We start from the raw sequence: 19,542 nt of genomic DNA, 5'->3' as shown, positions 1-19,542 counted from the left end.
TCACCTCAGTAACCAGTGTTACCGGGCGCTTCGCTTTTATACGTATCTTGCAGATTATTTTTTCAGGAGAGTTGAGATTCCGGTAAAAGAGACCCCGCTGTAGTAGTGTTTGAGAATCTGTGTGGCCGTCTTCCCCTGCTTCGCCATTCCGTTCGCCCCCCACTGGCTCATGCCGACACCGTGGCCGTTACCATACGTGGTAATCTGCACCTTCCCCGCTTGACGCTTCCAGGTGAACTGGCTCGAGCGCAGCCCCAGCTTCTCTCTCACTTCCCGCCCGGTAAACACCTTCCCTCCGATAGAGATCTGTTTGATCCGGTGGCCGGCTGTAAGTGACAATACCTCCGCTGGCAAGCTGGTAGAGGACTGAGAGGAGACTGGCGTTGCCTTGCCCGAAGCTCCCAGACTGGCTGACACCGGAAGCTCCTTGGTTCCAAGGCCCAGCTTGCTGCGCAGCTCCGAATTGCTGAAGGTGTAGCTTACCGCCAGGTTCGGGGTGATCTGCAGCTCCCAGGGGCTGGCTACACTGCGCAGGTAGGGGACCGCAGCATTCCAGTACTCCTCGGAGTTCTCGGTATATCCTCCGCTGGAGGCGAAGAAGGAAGCCGTGATCGGCTGCCCCTGATAGGTCATAATGGTCCCGCGCGTCTCCAAGACCGCGCGGCGGATCTTCGCCAGGCCGGCGCGCTTGCTGCCGGACGCCCAGTCCCGTTCCAGCACGGCCTTCGATACGTAAGCCTGATGGCTTACCGTATCGCTCACATCCGCTTCGGGAACGGGTACCCCGCTGTGGTCGCCGGCGGCCAGACGGCGGGCAATGAACGTGCGGGCCGCTACGGCCTGCGCCTTGAGCGCTTCGAGCTCAAATTCGACCGGCATCTCGGCCGCCAGTACGCCGCTGACGTATTCCTCCAGCGGCAGGGTCTCGATTTGTCCGCTTCGCGACAAATAGACGGAGACCTCCGGCTGCGGCGCCTCTGCGGCAGCCAGTGCCGGCGGCGCCGGAGCGGCCGTGGCCTGGGGCACGGCCGGGGGCGACGGCGGCTGTTGTCCCCCGCGCTGCGGGACAACAGCCAGCGGTAGCAGCAGCGCCGCCAGCAGGGGCGCTGCCAGCCAGGCGGCGGGGGCCAGCCGCCGCAGCGGGTGTGCGCCGCGCCGCCGCACGCGCGCTACGCTGCGCGGACGCTTCAGGATGCGCCGCAGGTTGATTAACTCTTTCATCTCTATGGCTCCTTCCGTAAGCACCGGTGATTCTTATAGATATGAATTTGCGGCACCTGCTAGAACGGGATTTTAAGAGAAAGAGAGTTGCGGAATCCCCCGGATTATATAAGGTGAATTCCCCAAAAAAGGACCAGCCGCATAGCAGCTGGTCCCAATATTTTTAAGAAAAACTATTATACCCAAGACGGCTGAATCTGGAAACGGGGTCTGATCTCTTCGGCTTTGGAGGGTTCGCTTCTGGCCGGTTCAGGCTTAAGCGCTTCTTCCTTCGCAGCAGGAACAGCCGACTCTTCCATGGAAATACGCCATATGTCCGCACCAAGTCCTGACAGCTTCTCAGCCAGGTGCACATACCCGCGGTCAATGTGATGCGTTCCGCTAACTTCTGTAGTGCCTTCCGCCACAAGTCCTGCCAAAATAAGCGCAGCACCTGCACGCAGGTCCGTAGCACATACCTTAGCGCCGACCAGACTGGCATTGCCGGTCACGATCGCAGAGCGGCCCTCAATCTTGATCTCCGCGTTCATGTTGTGGAATTCATCCACATGCATGAACCGGTTCTCGAAGACGGTCTCTGTCACTACGCTGGTTCCTTCTGAGCGGAGCAGCAGCGCCATCATCTGTGACTGCATATCTGTCGGGAATCCCGGGTAAGGTAATGTCTTGAGATCGACAGCCTTCAGCGGCTTGTCGCTGATGACACGGACTCCGTTCTCATCCGGGATAATCGTAACGCCCATTTCCTCCATCTTGGCAATCACCGGACCCAGATGGTCGGCAATAGCTCCCTCAACATACACATCGCCGCCTGTGATCGCCGCTGCTGCCATATAAGTACCAGCTTCGATCCGGTCAGGAATGACATGATGTCTGACGCCGTGCATACGCTCTACGCCTTCAATCCGGATGACTCCGGTTCCGGCTCCGCGTACAATGCCGCCCATGCCGTTCAGGTAATTGGCAAGGTCAACAATCTCCGGCTCTTTAGCCGCATTCTCAATCACTGTGGTGCCTTCGGCAAGCGCGGCAGCCATCATTATATTTTCGGTCGCACCTACGCTGGCCACATCCAGATAGATCTTGGCTCCGCGCAGTCTTCCGTTACTTTTCGCATCGATGTAGCCCTGGCCCAGACTGATCTCGGCTCCAAGCGCTTCAAAACCCTTCAAGTGCTGGTCAATTGGCCTAGTTCCAATGGCACAACCGCCAGGCAGAGAAATACGAGTATGCCCCATACGGGACAGGAGTGGGCCCATAACCAGGAAAGAAGCCCTCATTTTGCGTACCCATTCATATGGTGCTTCACAGGAAGTAATATTAGTGGCATCTACTTCAATCACATCGTTCTGGTATGTAATACCTGCACCCAGAGATTCCAATACCTTGTTAATCGTCATTACATCGTCTAACGGAGGTGCGTCCACAATGACGCTAACTCCTTCTTCTGCCAATAGAGAGGCGGCTATGATCGGTAGTACGGAATTTTTTGCGCCGCTAACTTTCACGCTCCCGGTCAATCTGTTGCCACCGCGGACGATAAATTTGCTCATTTCGGTTTCCCTCCGCGTCCATTATTTCTGAAATTAATTTTGAGGTTAAAATTCGTCTGTTAAGATATTGAATATTCCGTCATTGCGTCTTAGGTGCAGATTCCTTGCTTAACTTCAGTGTTGACATAATAAAACCTTATTATTCGACACTTTTTTCACTGCATCAGCCTATACAGATATAACCAAAGCTGCTGCCGTTAAAACATCCGTAGGGTAAGTCCGCTCCAGCCCAGATAATCAAGCAGAAATCCGGACACGAAATGACCCAGGACAATCGCCAAGAGCAGGTGCAGCAGTCTGCCCTGAGGGCTCTTGGGATATCTTATGACCAAATCCAGCTTAAGGTTCTGAAGTGCCCACCAGGATAATGCAACGCAGATCAAAGAGATAATCATCGATATCATATTGCTGGTGCCGATCGCACCCGACAACTCAGCGGATAAGCGTGTGTTCATATTAGCCCCCTGTGTTAGGTACTCGGAAATCGACTCTTATATCATACTTGTGCAGGGGAAAAGAATCCAGTACTTTTACGAAATTTTAAACAAATGGGTCTTTATATGCAGATCTGATGACGATATGTTCATAATCTGCTAGATTCTCGCAAGCAAGTAGAAACGGCTTTGCCGTCCTTTAAAAGGACGGTACCGTTTCAGCGAGAAAGATAAGGATTATTATAGCGCGAAGCATATACATTCTTATCTTTCAAAAAAAACAGTCAAGCCCAGGGCTTGACCGCTTATCTGTTACTGTTGTCCTTTACCGGTCGAAACTTTGATGCGCGTTACAGCACGCTGTAATGCCAGCTCCGCACGGCGGTGATCGATCTCATCCTGCTTGCTTTGCAGCTTAAGGCGGCGCTCAGCCCGTTCCTTAGCCGCTTCAGCGCGTTCCACATCAATATCCCGGGGCAGCTCAGCACTTTCAGCCAGCACTGTTACCTTATCTTTGTGCACTTCAACGAAACCGCCATGCACAGCGATGGAGACTGTAACGCCGTCCGCCTTAACGCTAAGCGGAGCAACCTGAAGCGGGGTGACGAGCGGAATATGTCCCGGGAGAATCCCCAGCTCACCATTCACGCCGCGTACCGTCAGACTGTTCACTTGCTTGGAGTAGACCAGATGCTCCGGTGTAACTATTTCGAGCAAAAAGGTATTCACTTCCATTCCTCCTCAAAGCTTTACAGAATAAAGCCCGATCCCCCAGCATAAGCATGCTTAGGGTTACAATGTTTTCGCTTTTTCCACGGCTTCTTCAATCGTGCCTACGAACAGGAACGCTACTTCCGGAAGATCATCATGCTTACCTTCCAGGATTTCCTTGAAGCTGCGTACGGTTTCTTTGATCGGCACGTATTTGCCTTTGAAGCCAGTGAACTGCTCTGCTACGTGGAACGGCTGGGACAGGAAGCGCTCAACCTTACGGGCGCGGGATACAATCACCTTATCCTCTTCACTCAGCTCATCCATACCCAGGATGGCAATGATATCCTGAAGCTCGGTATAACGCTGCAGCAGCTGCTTAACGCCTTGTGCCACGTTATAGTGCTCTTCGCCGACAATTTCCGGTGCCAGCATCCGCGAGCTGGAAGCGAGCGGGTCAACCGCAGGGAAGATCCCTTTTTCGGAAATTTTACGTTCCAGGTTGGTCGTTGCATCCAAGTGGGCAAACGCCGTAGCCGGTGCAGGGTCAGTATAGTCATCCGCAGGTACATAGATCGCCTGGATAGATGTAACAGAGCCTTTCTTCGTGGACGTAATCCGCTCCTGCAATTGGCCCATTTCTGTAGCCAGTGTAGGCTGGTAACCTACCGCAGAAGGCATCCGGCCTAGCAGGGCCGATACTTCGGAACCCGCCTGGGTGAAGCGGAAGATGTTATCGATAAAGAGCAGCGTATCACGGCCTTCCACATCACGGAAATATTCCGCCATGGTCAGACCGGTCAGTGCTACGCGCAGACGCGCGCCCGGAGGCTCATTCATTTGTCCGAAGACCATCGCCGTTTTTTTGATAACGCCGGAATCGGTCATTTCGTGATAGAGGTCATTCCCCTCACGTGTCCGCTCGCCAACGCCGGCGAATACGGAGATCCCGCCGTGCTCCTGTGCGATGTTGTTGATCAATTCCTGGATGGTTACTGTTTTACCAACGCCGGCACCGCCGAACAGGCCGATTTTACCGCCCTTGGCATAAGGGGCCAGCAAGTCGATAACTTTAATCCCGGTCTCCAGAACCTCTGCCTGAGTTGACAACTCATCAAAGGTAGGAGCCAGACGGTGAATCGGGTTTCTTGCAGCTACCACTTCAGCTCCGTTATCAATTGGATTACCAAGTACGTTAAATACGCGGCCCAGTGTTGCTTCACCCACAGGAACCGAGATCGGCGCTCCCTGGTCAATCGCATCAATACCGCGCACCAGTCCATCTGTAGACGACATGGCGATACAGCGCACCAGGTTATCTCCAAGATGATTGGAAACTTCAAGAGTCAGATCCATGTTGCGGCCATCGCTGAGGCTCGCAACAATTTTGATGGCGTTGAATATCTGCGGCAACTGGCCGCGTTCAAATTCAATATCGACAACCGGACCCATAATGCTCACAACGCGTCCTTTGTTCATCTTCATTTCCCTCCTCGAAAGCTGTTACATATGGACCTTAAGCCCACTCATATTAAGACTGCGCGTTCGCACCAGCCACGATCTCGGTAATTTCTTGCGTAATGGCCGCCTGACGGGCACGGTTGTACGTAAGCCTAAGTTCTCCGATCATTTTTGACGCGTTCTTCGTTGCACTGCCCATGGCTGTCATTTTGGCTCCCAGCTCACTGGCCTTGCCGTTCAGAAGAGCACCATAGATTAAAGTCTCGGCATATTTCGGAAGCAGAACCTCCAGTACGCCTGCAGGTGAAGGCTCGTATTCATAAGCAGCAGATGCTCCGTGATGCCCGCCTTCCCCAACGCCTTCCATAGGCAGAAGTCTGTCTACAGTCGGAATCTGGCTGATCGCATTAACGAACCGGTTGTAGCAAATGTAGATCTCATCATAGACGCCGGTCTCGAACTGGTTCACCGCCGAATAGGCAATCGACTTGATGTCGGCAAATTTCGGGGTATCAGACAGCTCGGTGATTTCTTCTACAATGGGATATTCACGGCGCCGCAAAAAGTCACGGCCTTTGCGCCCGATCACAAACAGCGCATACTCATCCTTGGACTTATGGCGTTCTGCGATCAGCATCGTTACTTTACGCAGAATGTTCGCATTGTAGCCGCCCGCAAGACCTCTGTCCGAGGTGATGATCAAATAACCTGTTTTTTTGACAGGCCGGCTGACCAGCATCGGGTGCTGGAGATCCTGCGTACCGGCAGCAATACTCGAGACGACCTCTTTCAGCTTCTCTGAATACGGACGGGCTGCTTCTGCCTTCTCCTGCGCTTTGCGCAGCTTGGACGCAGCGACCATCTCCATCGCTTTGGTGATCTGTCTGGTGTTCTGAACGCTCTTAATTTGACGTTTAATATCACGCATGCTTCTTGCCATGATTTCACCACCTCTGAGCTTTGACGTATGTCAAAGCTAACTTCGTAAGCATAAACGGTAATCTCTATATATTAGCTTGTAGCAAAGCCTCTTTTGAATTTGTCGATGGCTTCCTTAAGAGCAGCTTCGTTGTCTGCTGTCAGATCCTTGGTATCCGTGATGGATTTCAGGATGGCAGCTCCACTGCTGTCGATAAAGGCCAGGAATTCCTTCTCGAAACGCTTAACGTCCTTGACAGGAATATCATCCAGATGTCCTTTGACAGCGGTGTACAGACTAACCACTTGATGTTCAACGCCAAGCGGCTGGTTCACGCCCTGTTTCAGGATCTCCATCATACGTGCACCGCGGTTCAGACGGGCCTGTGTTGATTTGTCCAGATCGGAGCCGAACTGGGAGAAGGCTTGAAGCTCACGGTATTGAGCCAGATCCAGACGCAGGGAACCGGCGACCTTCTTCATGGCTTTGATCTGTGCGGAGCCCCCTACACGGGATACGGAGATACCAACGTTGATCGCCGGACGCTGACCGGAGTTGAACAGGTCAGATTCCAGGAAGATTTGGCCGTCTGTGATCGAAATTACGTTCGTTGGAATGTAAGCCGATACGTCAGAAGCCTGTGTTTCGATGAATGGCAGCGCGGTTAATGAACCACCACCAAGCGCATCACTAAGCTTAGCCGCACGTTCCAGCAGACGGGAGTGCAGATAGAATACGTCACCTGGGAAGGCTTCACGGCCCGGTGGACGGCGGAGCAGCAGGGACAATTCGCGGTAAGCCGAAGCCTGCTTGGACAGGTCATCATAAATGACAAGCACATGCTCGCCCTTGTACATGAAGTATTCGCCCATAGCGCAGCCTGCGTACGGAGCAATGTAGAGCAGCGGAGAAGGCTCGGAAGCCGACGCGGTTACAACGATAGTGTAATCCAGCGCGCCATGACGGCGGAGGGTTTCTACTACCTGTGCTACAGTAGATTGTTTTTGTCCGATAGCAACATAGATACACTTCATCCCGTTGCCCTTCTGGTTGATAATCGCATCAATTGCGATTGCTGTCTTACCTGTCTGACGGTCACCAATGATGAGCTCGCGTTGTCCGCGGCCGATTGGCACCATAGCATCGATAGCCTTAAGACCCGTCTGCATCGGTTCGTGTACCGACTTACGGTCGATAACCCCCGGTGCATTATGTTCAACCGGACGGAATTCTGTAGTAGCGATCGGTCCCTTGCCGTCAAGCGGCTGGCCCAGTGCATTGACTACGCGGCCCAGCATGGCTTCGCCAACCGGAACCTGCATGATCTGTCCGGTACGTTTAACCTGATCACCTTCGCGGATCTCTTTGTATTCACCCAGAATAACAACACCGACGTTGCTTTCTTCCAGGTTAAGCGCCATGCCCACTACCCCGTTGGAGAACTCCAGCAGTTCCCCTGCCATTGCGTTTTCCAGACCGTAGACACGGGCGATACCGTCGCCGACTTGAATGACGGTGCCGATTTCGGCCACTTCGATATCGGCTTTATATTGCTCAATTTGACTTTTGATCAAAGTGCTGATCTCTTCAGGTCTGATGCCCAATATCCTCACCCCTATCTTCTTTGCTTATCATTAAAGGATTTCTCAAGACGCGTAAGCTTACCAGCCAGGCTTCCATCATACAGCGTATCGCCGATTAGGACCTTCAGTCCGCCGAGCAGGCTTGTATCGACAACATTGGTTACACGAATCTTACGGCCGGTAAGCTGGCTGAATTCAACCGCAACACTATCCTGTTCAGCTTGATTCAGGGAATAAGCGGAATAGACAGTAGCGTAGCCAATGCCAAGAGCATCCCCTTCAATCTTGATATACTTGGCAAGCAACTCTTCGAAAATATCGGTTCTGCCCCGCTCTACCAATAATTGTACCGTGTTCATGACCGCTTCCGAGACTTTACCTTGAAGTGTCCCGCGCAGCACATTCAGCTTGTCGGATTGCGAGATGCGGGGTGCCAGGATAAACCGTTTCACCTCTGCATCATTATGAAGCACTTCGACGACTAATTTGAGCTGTTCTTCCACTTGAAGCGTAATGCCTTCATCGACTGCTGCACTGTACAAGGCTTTGGCATAGCGCCCGGCAACTACCGTATCGCGGCTCATGATCGGCCTCCTACCTCTTTGAGGTATTGATCAACAAGCTGTTCCTGCTCGCCGTCAGCTGCAACTTCCTTCTCAAGCAGCTTCGAGGCAATGCGGACTGAGGCTGTACCCAGCTCGCTGCGCAGCGCTTCAACCGCTTTGTTCTTCTCGTTCTCAATGTCGCGTACCGCTTCATCTTTCAGACGGCTTGCTTCCACATGAGCCTGCTCGAGAATCTTGTCAACCTGGTTATTGCTGGTAGCCTGGGACTGCTGAATGATAGCCTGTGCCTCTTGGCGCGCCTGCTGCAGGGCCTGCTTCTGCTCTTCTACATAAGCGACCGCCTGCTCTCTGGTCTTGGCTGCTTCATCCATTTGCTGCATCACCATTTCGCGCCGTTTCTCCATAATTCCGAACAGCTTGCTGAAGGCAAACTTGCTAAGCAGGAAGTACAGAACTCCAAATGCGACAATGGAAAATACTATATTGGTCCAAACGATATTCACTGAGGTCACTCCCTTCCGTTACCGCGGCTTGCGGACATATACAAAAGTAAGGCGCGGATGGCACTTGCCCTCCCCGCCAAACCGTAAAAACGGTTTATTAAGTAAACATGATCAGGAACGCGATAACTGTAGCGGCCAAAGGAATAACTTCCACGATACCTACACCGATAAACATTGTTGTCTGCAGTGCGTTACGTGCTTCCGGCTGACGGGCGATAGATTCCACCGTCTTGCTGACGATCATACCGTTACCCAGACCTGCGCCGAGTGCGCCCAAACCAACCGCGATTGCTGCTGCTAAAAATTCCATTTGTAAATATCCTCCTTTAATTTCGGTTCTTTGTGTAATGTCTTAATAATATAAAATCTCCCGCGAAGGTTTCCGGCACCTGCCGCTATCCTCACGGCAGCTTATTAATGCGCTTCTTCCTCGTGGATCGTCATCTGTGCGATGTAGACCATCGTCAGAATCGTAAAGATAAAGGCCTGAAGCGCCCCGACAAAGATACTGAAACCTTGCCAGATGGCCAGAAACGGAATACTGAACAGTCCCAGCTTCAGAATGACGGTAATCAGAACCTCGCCGGCAAAAATGTTAGCGAATAGACGAATGGCAAGCGCCACTGGCTTCGCCAGGTTCTCAATGATGTTCAGCGGCAAGAAAATTGGAAACGGCTCAATATAATGTTTGAAATAATGCTTGCCGTTCAGCTTGATGCCTAAGTAGTTCATGAGTACAAACACAACGATCGCAAGTCCTGCGGTTACGTTGATGTCTGCAGTCGGCGATTTGTACCACAGAATCTCAGCATGCGCGCCATCGGCCAGGTTCTTAGTTGCTTCGATAACATGTCCGAAGACTGTAACTGGACCATCGGCCTCTGTAATAACGGAAAACGGCAGACCAAGGAGATTGGAGACGAAGATAAACAGTATCAGCGTCAATCCCAGTGATATGTAAGGCTTTCCCTTCTTCAGATCCATGGCGCTGCTGATCAGTCCCTGTACAAATTCAACCACCCATTCCATGAAATTCTGGAGTTTGGACGGATTCTCAACCGACAGGTTGCGGACGGAGAGCATAACCAGTACGAATACTATCACCGAGCTGATTACCAGCATCAGCACAGCAGACAGGTCAATCGGTATTCCGCCAACATAGATTAAAGGCATTTCGTGCATAGTATCATCCCCCTTTCTCTTTAATATGGCTACAGCTTATTCTTGATTCCTAGATATATCCCCACGGGAATAGCCAGAAGCTGGGGGATGAACAGGCCGATAATCGTTGCCTCCAGCGAGAAATGCTCATATTTGACTGAAAACATGGTAACCAGAATTCCAAAACTGATTCTTGTAGCAAAACCAAGGCTGAAGGAGCTTTTCCCTTGCTTCGCCACCGCTGCTGTCACTCTTCTGACCTTAAGGGCCAGATAACGGAAATTAACCAGTCCTGCCAGCAAGCCGAGTGTCATTCCCAGAGTAACTGCACGGGTCTCATGATGGAGAGCCCACCCCATTACCAATCCTGCCATAATGATTACTGTCACCCTGGTGACGATATTGATTACGGGAGTCATATTATCCATTTTGCTCCCCCAAAAAATTTTTGATTAGCAAAGCAACATTCACAACTCCGAGAATCAACCCGGCAATTGTTCCGATAGCCAGCCAAAAGGCAGGTCCGTCCATCAGATTGCGCAGCCACTTTGCCACAAAAAAGCCTATTACAATGTAAGCGGCGAGCAAGCTGCCCGCACCCCCGAGTACTAGAGCTGTACGCCCCAGCCCAGGCTCATTCTTTGGTTCCTTCATAGGCTACAATCCCAACTAATTTTACTGAATATCCAGACTCTTTGTCAATTCACAGAAAATTGCCCAAAATCGCATGAAAATATGAAAATAATCACAGCAAAAAACACCAAAACCATATAAACCGTACAGTTTAACTGTATGCTGCTTTTATTAACGTTAGTATATTAGTTGTCTTGCCCTGTTTTATCATTTGTGAACATTGTGTGAAATTCTTCCGGACGCTCTGGAACAGCTCCGAAATGGTGCAAAATCGCATTGACAATTCTCTCGGAGGCTTTGCCGTCTCCATACGGGTTGGCGGCCCGGCTCATCGACTGATACAGATTCTGATCGGTCAAAAGAGCATGTGTCCGTTGATACACCTTCTCCTCGTCCGTCCCCACAAGCTCCAGTGTTCCGGCCTCGATCCCTTCCGGGCGCTCGGTTGTATCACGCAGCACAAGCACAGGAACTCCAAAGGAGGGAGCTTCCTCCTGCAGGCCGCCGGAATCGGTCAATATCAGGTGGGTATGCGGATAAAAGTTATGCAGGTCAACGACATCCAGCGGATCAATCAGCTTGATTCTAGGGTGTCCGCCGAGGATCTCATGTGCCGGTTCCTTCACTGCCGGACTCGGGTGCACGGGATACACAATGGCTACATCTTCAAATTCATCAGCGATTCTTTTGACTGCACGGAAAATATGACGGTGCGGTTCGCCTTGGGATTCTCTGCGGTGCGCCGTCATCAAAATAAGTCTTTTTCCTGAAGCAAAATCAAGGACCGGATGCCGGTAGTCCGGCTGTACGGTATATTGAAACACATCGGTTACGGTATTGCCTGTGATATAAATACTTGATTCTTTTTTGTTCTCGTGTCTCAGGTTACCCGCTGACCAATGAGTCGGAGCAAAATGCAGATCAGCAAGCACGCCTGTCAGCTGACGGTTCATTTCTTCCGGATAAGGCGAAAGCTTGTTCCATGTCCGAAGACCTGCTTCTACATGCCCAACCTGAATCTGCTGCAGGAAAGACGCATAGCTGGCCAGGAAGGTGGTCAGGGTATCGCCATGTACAAGCACGAGGTCCGGCTTCACTTCGCGGAGCACGGGCTCCAGGCCTTCGAGCACCCGGATTGTGATTTCGTTAAGCGTCTGGCGGTCCTTCATTACGTCCAGATCATAGTCCGGGGTAATCTTGAACACCTCAAGCACCTGATCCAGCAGCTCCCGGTGCTGCGCAGTTACACAGACAATGGACTCAATCTGCTCAGGATGTCTGTTCAGCTCCAGAACCAGTGGCGCCATCTTGATTGCCTCGGGGCGCACTCCGAAAATCGTCATTACTTTAATTTTGGACATAAGCCCTTCCCTCTCTTCTGAAAACCGTGGTCTATTGTGTTGGTTCTATCATTATCTGTGCCCTTTACTTGGTTCCGTACAGTCTGTCCCCGGCATCCCCAAGACCCGGAACGATATATCCGTGATCATTCAAATGATCGTCAAGTGCGGCAACATAGATATCCACATCCGGATGAGCAGCTTGTACAGCCGCAACGCCTTCCGGAGCAGCAATCAGGTTCATCATCTTGATCTGGGTGCAGCCGCGGTTCTTGAGCGAGGTAATCGCTGCAATGGCAGAGCCGCCTGTAGCCAGCATAGGATCGATTACGATCAGCTCACGTTCCTGGACATCCGTAGGAAGCTTAATGTAGTACTCCACCGGCTGCAGGGTGTCCGGATCACGGAACAGGCCTACATGACCTACCTTCGCCGCAGGAAGCAGCTTAAGAACACCTTCCAGCATGCCAAGACCGGCGCGCAGAATCGGAATCAGTCCCAGCATTCTTCCCGATATCACCTTGCTCTGCGTTTCCTGCACTGGCGTCTGCACCGTAATGGTCTCCAGCGGGATATCACGTGTAATCTCATAAGCCATAAGTGTTGCTACTTCATCGACATGCTCCCTAAAGTCTTTTGTGTTGGTCCGCACATCGCGAATGAATGTCAATTTGTGCTGAATCAATGGATGATCGCAAATCACCAATTTTCCCATGTTGTCCCTCCGGTAATTGTAAGTCTTATTTATAGCCAAAGTAAGCACTAGGCTTCTCAGGTGGCTAAATCCTATCTATTATATCATCACCAAGACTGCTTTTCACCTACAGATAGACAAATCTGCAGGCCCCCCGCTTACTGGAGATTACCAGCCCATGGAAGCTTAAGGCAATATAGCCACCTCTCTGGATATAAAACAAAGCTTAGTTTGTACGATTAAGCACTTTTAATACTATTCACAGTTCTTTCACTACTTTTATTGAAAATTCCATGAACTTTCATGCAACTTTCAGCATAATTCATACGTTTTCTTCGCAGCCATTTGTGAACATTATGTAACAGCAAACAAGTGGAAACGACTTTTCCGTCCTTTTAATGGACGGTACCGTTTCGGCGAGAAATAGAAGGATAATGTATAGCGTGAAACATATACATACTTATATTTAAAAAAGCCCTTGCGTAAATCCGGCAGAAACCGGATACGCAAAGGCGATGTTTAGAGGGACACAGATTAATACTGCAATCCAGGGTAAATCGGATATTGTTCAGTCAGCTTGGCTACCTCACGGGCCGCTTGGGCCAAGTTAGCTTCATCCTGCGGATTCTTCAGGACATTAGCAATAATCCGGCCGATTGTAACCATAGCCTGCTCATCCATACCGCGTGAAGTAACAGCCGGTGTACCGATGCGGATACCGCTGGTTACGAATGGGCTGGTAGGATCGAACGGAATTGCATTCTTATTGACTGTAATTCCGATGGAATCCAGCACCTTCTCAGCGACCTTGCCGGTAATGTTCAGGTTGCGGGTATCCAGCAGTATCAGATGGTTATCGGTTCCGCCGGATACAATATTAATGCCTTCGCCGACCAGGGTCTCCGCCAGCACCTTGGCATTCTTAACTACGTTCTCGGCGTAAGTCTTGAATGAAGGCTGCAGCGCCTCACCGAACGATACAGCCTTAGACGCAATCACATGCATCAGAGGTCCGCCCTGGGAACCAGGGAAGACTGCTTTATCAATAGCGGCAGCCCATGGCTGTCTGCATAGAATCATCCCGCCGCGCGGACCGCGCAGGGTTTTGTGCGTAGTTGTAGTGACGAAGTGGGCATGAGGAACCGGGCTCGGGTGAAGACCGGCAGCCACCAGACCGGCAATATGGGCCATATCGACCATGAACAGAGCACCCACATCATTCGCAATCGAACCGAGTGCGGCAAAATCAATCGTACGCGGGTATGCGCTCGCACCGGCAACGATCATTTTGGGACGATGCTTGAAGGCCGCTTTGCGCACTTCATCATAATCGATCAGGAAGGAATCCTCCTGTACGCCATAAGCCACGAAGTTATACAGAATGCCGGAAGCATTCACCGGGCTGCCGTGGGTCAAATGGCCGCCATGCGCCAGATTCATACCGAGAACGGTATCGCCGGGCTTGAGCGCAGCCAGGTATACAGCCATATTGGCCTGTGCGCCGGAATGCGGCTGCACGTTGGCATGCTCGGCACCGAATAGTTCCTTCGCACGGTCGCGGGCCAGGTTCTCAACAATATCCACATCCTCACAGCCGCCATAATAACGCTTGCCGGGATAACCCTCAGCATATTTGTTCGTAAGTACGGAGCCCATGGCCTCCATGACGGCTTCACTTACAATATTCTCTGAGGCAATAAGTTCAATGTTCGCACGCTGGCGGCTCAGTTCGAGGCCCATCGCTTCCAGTACTGCCGGGTCACTTTTACGCAATTGTTCCATGTTTCTAATTTCCTCCCTGTAATTCTGATTTATGTGGTGTTAGTTAAAACCTCTCACTTCAGTCACAATTCGCGGAACCGCTAGTCTCAGGCATGCGGTACACAGCCCGTTCCCCGCCGATCAGCGGCGGTCTGCTCCACGCGGCATTAACCCGGGCAGCCCCGATAACCCGCAGGCTTGGCCGGTAAGGTACGGCAATCCGGCGCAGATGCATGCCGATCAGGGTCTCCCCGATATCTATACCGCCATGAGCTTCAATGGTCTCTGCCAGCACCGGATCTGTCATGGACTGGTAGGCCGCAGCAGCCATGGAGCCTCCTGCTCCCGGAATGGGCACAGCCGACACCTCTCTAAGGCCGAGCGATTCCAGCAGAGCGCGTTCCATCACCAGCGAACGGTTCAGATGCTCGCAGCACTGGTAGACCGGGTGAAAACCAAATTCATCCGCAATCTGCCTAATCCCCTCCAGCAGCTGCCGCGCAACCTCCAGCGCACCGCCTGTTCCAATCCGCTTCCCCGCCACTTCGCTGGTGCTGGCTCCGACGACCAGGATCTTCCCCGGACCGAGCTTGCCCGCTACCGCAAGTTCACGCGTTACCGCAGCAGTGGCTGCAGCCAAAGAGAGTTCCCCGCCGCCCGTCAGCTGCTGCTCTGCAGCCGCCATACCGGATAAGCGGTCATCCCCTGACTTCTGCTTCAGGACTTCTTCCATCTTACCGCCCCCTTCAACCGTTTCTGATTTCCATGGAGATGCAACTTTTAAACAAAAAAGAGCAGTCCGCAGGTTGAACTGCGGATGTGCTCTTTTGCCCAGGCGACCGGCCGTTTATTCCAGGTGCTCCATCGTGGTTTCATCCACACTTGTCGCCAGTTACACCGGAACCGGATCATATTTATTACATCTTAAGGGATAGCCCTCAAAAAATCAACCACTTCAAAGCCGTCTTAGCGATTCAAGCTTATCAAGCAGACCGTACAGCGCCGTGCGGATCTCGGCCGCCGTCAGCTCGTAATCTTCACGCGAGCCGCCGAACGGATCACTGATATCGAAGCTGGGGATACGTTGGCGGATCTCAATCATCCGCTGCATAGCCGCTGCATCCGGCTCGGTGCCCAGGGCCAGATTCAGCTCCGCCTCCGCATACAAACTGTCCAGCTCCCGGATATCAGCGTTCACGGATTCCTGCGTCTGGACATACTCCTTAAGGGTATGGGTCTTGGTAACAGCATCAGGAAAATACTGAAGCAAGTGCCGCTTATGCGCTCCTGTCAGGGTAAGAATCAGATCGGCCCAGGCCACCGCCTCCCCGTCCAGCTGTGAGGATACGATGCGGTCCTGAATCCCTTCATCTTGCAGAATGCCCGCAGCATGTCTGGATATGGAAGTACCCGGGACAGCAGAAACTCCGGCAGACCGCACCTCCACATGAATGCCCCGCTCCTTCGCAAGCTTCCGCAGAAGCCCTTCGGCCATGGGACTACGGCAGGTATTACCTGTGCAGACAAATAAAATATGCAGCAACCTTTCCACCTCCGGTAAACATTATAATTTCGGCTCAGTACAGCCTAAAAATTATGGGTATTGCCGTTATTGTATCAAAAGATGAACATCAAGCCAAACGCAAGGAGAATGGCTCCGCCCAGCGCTTCCCCGTACTCTCCAAGCCCGCGGCTCACCCTCCTGCCCAGCAGCAGCCCTGTAATGGACATGACGCCGCCGCAGGCACCGAAGGCCAGCACGGTTAGAATAATACTATTCACAAACATCCCGAGTGAAACCCCCACTGAGAACGAATCTACGCTTACGCTGAGAGAGATCAGGAGCATCCCCCAGATCGTCCGGTGATCCATCTGCCGGCTGCTGCCGCCATTGTCCTGGCGGAAGGAATTGAACACCATATGTCCGCCCAGCAGAACTAGCAGGCCTCCGGCAGCATAGGTGGTAACCTGTCCCAGCAAATGGCCGACATAGCTGCCCGTGAACAAGCCCAGCAGCGGCATCAGCACATGAAAAAAACCAATTAGCAGGCTAAGCTGCAGCACATGCAACAGACGGATGCCCCTCATCCCGATGCCCACGCCCAGTGAGAACGCATCCATCCCCAGCGCAACTGCCATAATAGCTATTGTTACTAACTGGCCCCAGCCCCCATGTAATCCGCCCCAACCCCCATATATTCCGTCCCAGCCCATGAATAACCCTCCACCCTGAGTCCGTAAGTTCTTGTACAACAACGATATGCGGACAAGATGGTATTCATGACTGCGGGGTGGATGGAAGTAGATGGATATTCTGGCTTATCACGGACTGAGAAACCGTTATTTTTGAGAAAAATCACTTTTGCGCGGGCTAACGGACTCCCTAGCGCTTATCCGCTGACTTCCACGCCTAAATGAGCTGACGGATAGGAAATAAGCGCAATACAGTCCGTTAGGCCTGGAAAAATGAACAAATAGGCAAACATAACGGCATTAGGGTCCGCAAGGCCATCCGGAATGAACGGGGGGATAATAATTCGGCGTTAGTCTGTGTCGATCACCGAACCACCGGCGGCTTTCATCAGCCGGTTCATAATGGCTGCGCCGAGGCCCGTGACCGGGCAGGCCTCGGCCAGAATGTACGTGGCCCCCGCTTCATCAAAACGCCGCAAAGCGGCATACAGGAAGCGGGCAGCCTCCTCCGGCGAGGACAGCGAGCCGAGAGACACCGTGCAGGCGGCCGGGTCGGCGGGATACAGGGCCCTATGCTCCTCGAAGAGGAGCATGCCCGTGATCTCGCCCGCCCGCTGCGCCGCCTGCAGCAGCCCTGCGGCGGTCTCCGCCACGCGCTGCGCGGAGGAGCCGCGTACGATGCCAAGCGCGCCGCGCGGGGCATAGTGCGTGTACTTCATGCCCGGCGCGCGCGGCGCCGGGCTGCTGCCGGCTTCGCCGACGCCGGGCTCCGCTGCCGGCGGCACAGGCACGGACCCGCCGCCGGATGCACCGGCAGGCGTGTTCGCCCCGGCGGCCGGCTTCGCTGCGGCCGCCTCAGTGCCAGTCACCGCCGCGAGCTGCTCGGCGGTGATGCCCCCGGGACGGAGCACGGCTGCCGTCCCGTCCGGCTGCACCTGCACCACGGTCGACTCCAGGCCGACCCCGGCCGCGCCGCCGTCCAGAACCCCGCCGATATATCCGGCGAGGTCCTCCAGCACATGGGAGGCCAGCGTCGGACTCGGCCGCCCGGAGCGGTTGGCACTGGGCGCAGCAACCGGACAATCCGCCGCGCGCAGCAGCGCCAGCGCCACCGGATGATCCGGCATGCGCACGCCAACCGTATCCAGGCCCGCAGTTACAAGCGGCGAGAGGACGCCGGGACGCACCGGCAGCACCAGCGTCAGCGGGCCGGGCCAGAACGCATCGATCAGCGCCGAGGCCACCGGATGCACCTCCGTCACCAGACGTTCGAGATCCTCCCGCCGGGCAATATGCACGATCAGCGGGTTATCGGAGGGACGGCCTTTGGCTGCGAATACCGCTTCGACCGCTGTGGTATTCCGCGCATCTGCGCCCAATCCGTACACTGTTTCCGTCGGAAAGGCCACCGTCTCCCCGCTCCGCAGCAGCGCTGCCGCTTCCGAGATCATGCCCAAGTCACTCCCGCTCACCGGCAACCCGGCAGAACTCCCTGTTCCGCCATCCGTTCTCTCCTTGCCGGAAGTAAGACCCCAGTACAGAGTGGACTCTATATGACCGCTGCGGCGCTGGGCCGCGAACGGTGAATGTTTATCTTCTGTCATCTATCATCACTAGCTTTCTAAATTGAATTATTACGATACAGAATCATCCTACCGGATGAAAAGGATTACCTTCGCGCCAACACAATGTATGCTGTTTTCCATATACATTTGGCCCATATGGCCCTGTACCAGCTGATTGCATTAGGTTATAGGCACCTTGTCCACAACAGCAGGAAACTATGGTTTCCTCTACAACCAAAAACGGCCCCCTCAGGTGGAGCCGCTTCTGCTCAAGTGCTGCAATCATCGTACCATATCCGGCACAAAAACTGTAGAATTCAATATATGTTTACGCCATGCTTCTCAGACATTCAGGCGAACAGCCCGCAGATCCAGCTCCAGATATTCTTCAGCAGCTCCCACACGAAGAACTTTACCTTCGGTGCCTCAGCAGTATCACCTGAATTTTCTTGCTTGTTAGCTGAATCTGAGAGACTGGATACTGCCCCTTTCGCTGTTCCGTCCGCAGCCTTCACCTTCGCGCTGTCTCCCGAAGCCTTAGCTGAGACCTTAGTAACATCCTTCGCCCCTGCCTTCGCAGCAGCCGGTTCCGCAGCCGCAGCATCCCCGGTTCCCGCATCGATGAAGCAGAGCGGCGGAAACAGCACACACCACCAGTTCTGCCCTTTGCCTGCTCCAAGTGTGACCCGGACGGCCTCGTATTCTCCGGCAGGGTAGACCCGGCCGCCATACATTTTGGTCGGAAAAGGAACCGTCCCCAGCTCCACCTGATAGCCGTATTCAATCCCGCGCTGCGCCAGCTCTCTGCCCACCAGCTCATTCAGCTCAGGCAGATGATTACGGATCAGGGCACGGGCCTGCTCCAGACTTTGAGGATCTTCCAGCCCGGCCACCCACTCATTAATCTGCTCCACGATCCGGTCACGAATCTGGCGCTTGACCAGCTGATCCCCGGTGCCGTCCGAATTCGCCAGAATACGCAAGCGGATAGACTCCTGCGGGATCGATACCTCCGCTACGGCAGCATCACTTTTTTGCCCTTCCCAGGCCATCATCAGAATCATAAAAAAACAAATTAAAATGGCAGTATACTTAAAGGTAATCCGCAGGGAATCCCCTCGCTCCAGCTTATAATCCTCCATCTTCCGCAGCCCCTCTCCCTCTGAACCTCTTATGTTCCCAGTATGTCCAGGAATGAGAGACTGCAAACCTAGTAATCTATTATTTATGAAGTAGGAACCCTA

General features: G+C 53.1%; 21 protein-coding genes and 1 riboswitch. All 21 genes read right to left on the bottom strand.

The window, feature by feature from the left end; genetic code table 11:
* Positions 1 to 54 precede the first annotated feature (54 nt).
* Positions 55 to 1,221 carry a stage II sporulation protein D gene (gene spoIID, locus MKX42_RS03615; RefSeq protein WP_340751317.1) on the bottom strand — a complete coding sequence of 389 codons (1,167 nt, stop codon included), beginning with the start codon at positions 1,219 to 1,221 and terminating at the stop codon, positions 55 to 57.
* Positions 1,222 to 1,397: 176 nt separating this feature from the next.
* Complete coding sequence (gene murA / locus MKX42_RS03610) at positions 1,398 to 2,774, bottom strand: UDP-N-acetylglucosamine 1-carboxyvinyltransferase (RefSeq protein WP_340751315.1); 1,377 nt, start codon at positions 2,772 to 2,774, stop codon at positions 1,398 to 1,400.
* Positions 2,775 to 2,971: 197 nt separating this feature from the next.
* On the bottom strand, positions 2,972 to 3,229 hold the full coding sequence (locus MKX42_RS03605) for a DUF1146 family protein (protein ID WP_340751313.1): 258 nt from the start codon (positions 3,227 to 3,229) through the stop codon (positions 2,972 to 2,974).
* Between the two features lie 291 nt (positions 3,230 to 3,520).
* The gene (locus MKX42_RS03600) at positions 3,521 to 3,937 is read right to left on the bottom strand and encodes a F0F1 ATP synthase subunit epsilon (protein WP_036699230.1); all 417 of its coding nucleotides are present in this window, start codon (positions 3,935 to 3,937) and stop codon (positions 3,521 to 3,523) included.
* 63 nt (positions 3,938 to 4,000) lie between these two features.
* Positions 4,001 to 5,398, bottom strand: coding sequence for a F0F1 ATP synthase subunit beta (gene atpD, locus MKX42_RS03595; RefSeq protein WP_036699208.1), 1,398 nt, complete (start codon positions 5,396 to 5,398; stop codon positions 4,001 to 4,003).
* Between the two features lie 52 nt (positions 5,399 to 5,450).
* Entirely contained in the window at positions 5,451 to 6,320 is an 870-nt protein-coding gene (gene atpG / locus MKX42_RS03590; protein WP_340751311.1) for an ATP synthase F1 subunit gamma, read from the bottom strand.
* A 71-nt stretch (positions 6,321 to 6,391) separates the two neighbouring features.
* A complete protein-coding gene (gene atpA, locus MKX42_RS03585) occupies positions 6,392 to 7,903 on the bottom strand; it encodes a F0F1 ATP synthase subunit alpha (RefSeq protein ID WP_036699211.1) in 1,512 nt (503 codons plus the stop codon).
* A gap of 11 nt (positions 7,904 to 7,914) precedes the next feature.
* Positions 7,915 to 8,466, bottom strand: a complete 552-nt coding sequence (locus MKX42_RS03580; protein ID WP_340751309.1) for a F0F1 ATP synthase subunit delta — start codon at positions 8,464 to 8,466, stop codon at positions 7,915 to 7,917.
* The gene (atpF, locus tag MKX42_RS03575) at positions 8,463 to 8,951 is read right to left on the bottom strand and encodes a F0F1 ATP synthase subunit B (protein WP_340751307.1); all 489 of its coding nucleotides are present in this window, start codon (positions 8,949 to 8,951) and stop codon (positions 8,463 to 8,465) included. The genes MKX42_RS03580 and atpF overlap by 4 nt, the downstream gene beginning before the upstream one ends.
* Positions 8,952 to 9,048: 97 nt before the next feature.
* A complete protein-coding gene (atpE, locus tag MKX42_RS03570; protein ID WP_036699216.1) occupies positions 9,049 to 9,261 on the bottom strand; it encodes a F0F1 ATP synthase subunit C in 213 nt (70 codons plus the stop codon).
* A 104-nt stretch (positions 9,262 to 9,365) separates the two neighbouring features.
* Positions 9,366 to 10,133, bottom strand: coding sequence for a F0F1 ATP synthase subunit A (atpB, locus tag MKX42_RS03565; protein WP_036699217.1), 768 nt, complete (start codon positions 10,131 to 10,133; stop codon positions 9,366 to 9,368).
* Between the two features lie 29 nt (positions 10,134 to 10,162).
* On the bottom strand, positions 10,163 to 10,540 hold the full coding sequence (locus tag MKX42_RS03560; RefSeq protein WP_036699219.1) for an ATP synthase subunit I: 378 nt from the start codon (positions 10,538 to 10,540) through the stop codon (positions 10,163 to 10,165).
* Positions 10,533 to 10,766, bottom strand: coding sequence for an ATPase F0F1 (locus MKX42_RS03555; protein WP_051477752.1), 234 nt, complete (start codon positions 10,764 to 10,766; stop codon positions 10,533 to 10,535). Before MKX42_RS03555 ends, MKX42_RS03560 begins: the two co-directional genes overlap by 8 nt.
* A gap of 164 nt (positions 10,767 to 10,930) precedes the next feature.
* Positions 10,931 to 12,106, bottom strand: coding sequence for a non-hydrolyzing UDP-N-acetylglucosamine 2-epimerase (gene wecB, locus MKX42_RS03550; RefSeq protein ID WP_036699220.1), 1,176 nt, complete (start codon positions 12,104 to 12,106; stop codon positions 10,931 to 10,933).
* Positions 12,107 to 12,170: 64 nt separating this feature from the next.
* A complete protein-coding gene (upp, locus tag MKX42_RS03545; protein WP_036721735.1) occupies positions 12,171 to 12,800 on the bottom strand; it encodes a uracil phosphoribosyltransferase in 630 nt (209 codons plus the stop codon).
* 513 nt (positions 12,801 to 13,313) lie between these two features.
* Positions 13,314 to 14,561, bottom strand: coding sequence for a serine hydroxymethyltransferase (gene glyA, locus MKX42_RS03540; protein WP_340751305.1), 1,248 nt, complete (start codon positions 14,559 to 14,561; stop codon positions 13,314 to 13,316).
* Positions 14,562 to 14,619: 58 nt separating this feature from the next.
* The gene (locus MKX42_RS03535; RefSeq protein WP_340757607.1) at positions 14,620 to 15,225 is read right to left on the bottom strand and encodes a TIGR01440 family protein; all 606 of its coding nucleotides are present in this window, start codon (positions 15,223 to 15,225) and stop codon (positions 14,620 to 14,622) included.
* A 137-nt stretch (positions 15,226 to 15,362) separates the two neighbouring features.
* Positions 15,363 to 15,446: riboswitch (ZMP/ZTP riboswitch) on the bottom strand.
* A 49-nt stretch (positions 15,447 to 15,495) separates the two neighbouring features.
* Positions 15,496 to 16,083: a low molecular weight protein arginine phosphatase gene (locus MKX42_RS03530; protein ID WP_340751303.1), complete on the bottom strand. Its 588-nt coding sequence runs from the start codon at positions 16,081 to 16,083 to the stop codon at positions 15,496 to 15,498.
* A 74-nt stretch (positions 16,084 to 16,157) separates the two neighbouring features.
* Positions 16,158 to 16,754, bottom strand: a complete 597-nt coding sequence (locus tag MKX42_RS03525; RefSeq protein WP_340751301.1) for a manganese efflux pump MntP — start codon at positions 16,752 to 16,754, stop codon at positions 16,158 to 16,160.
* Between the two features lie 329 nt (positions 16,755 to 17,083).
* Positions 17,084 to 18,184, bottom strand: a complete 1,101-nt coding sequence (locus MKX42_RS03520) for an L-threonylcarbamoyladenylate synthase (protein ID WP_445669295.1) — start codon at positions 18,182 to 18,184, stop codon at positions 17,084 to 17,086.
* A gap of 464 nt (positions 18,185 to 18,648) precedes the next feature.
* Positions 18,649 to 19,407 carry a stage II sporulation protein R gene (gene spoIIR, locus MKX42_RS03515; RefSeq protein ID WP_445669358.1) on the bottom strand — a complete coding sequence of 253 codons (759 nt, stop codon included), beginning with the start codon at positions 19,405 to 19,407 and terminating at the stop codon, positions 18,649 to 18,651.
* Between the last annotated feature and the right edge of the window lie 135 nt (positions 19,408 to 19,542).

It is taken from the genome of Paenibacillus sp. FSL R7-0204 (assembly GCF_038002225.1).
GTDB lineage: Bacteria > Bacillota > Bacilli > Paenibacillales > Paenibacillaceae > Paenibacillus_AQ.
This window is presented reverse-complemented; position numbering and strand designations above follow the sequence as displayed.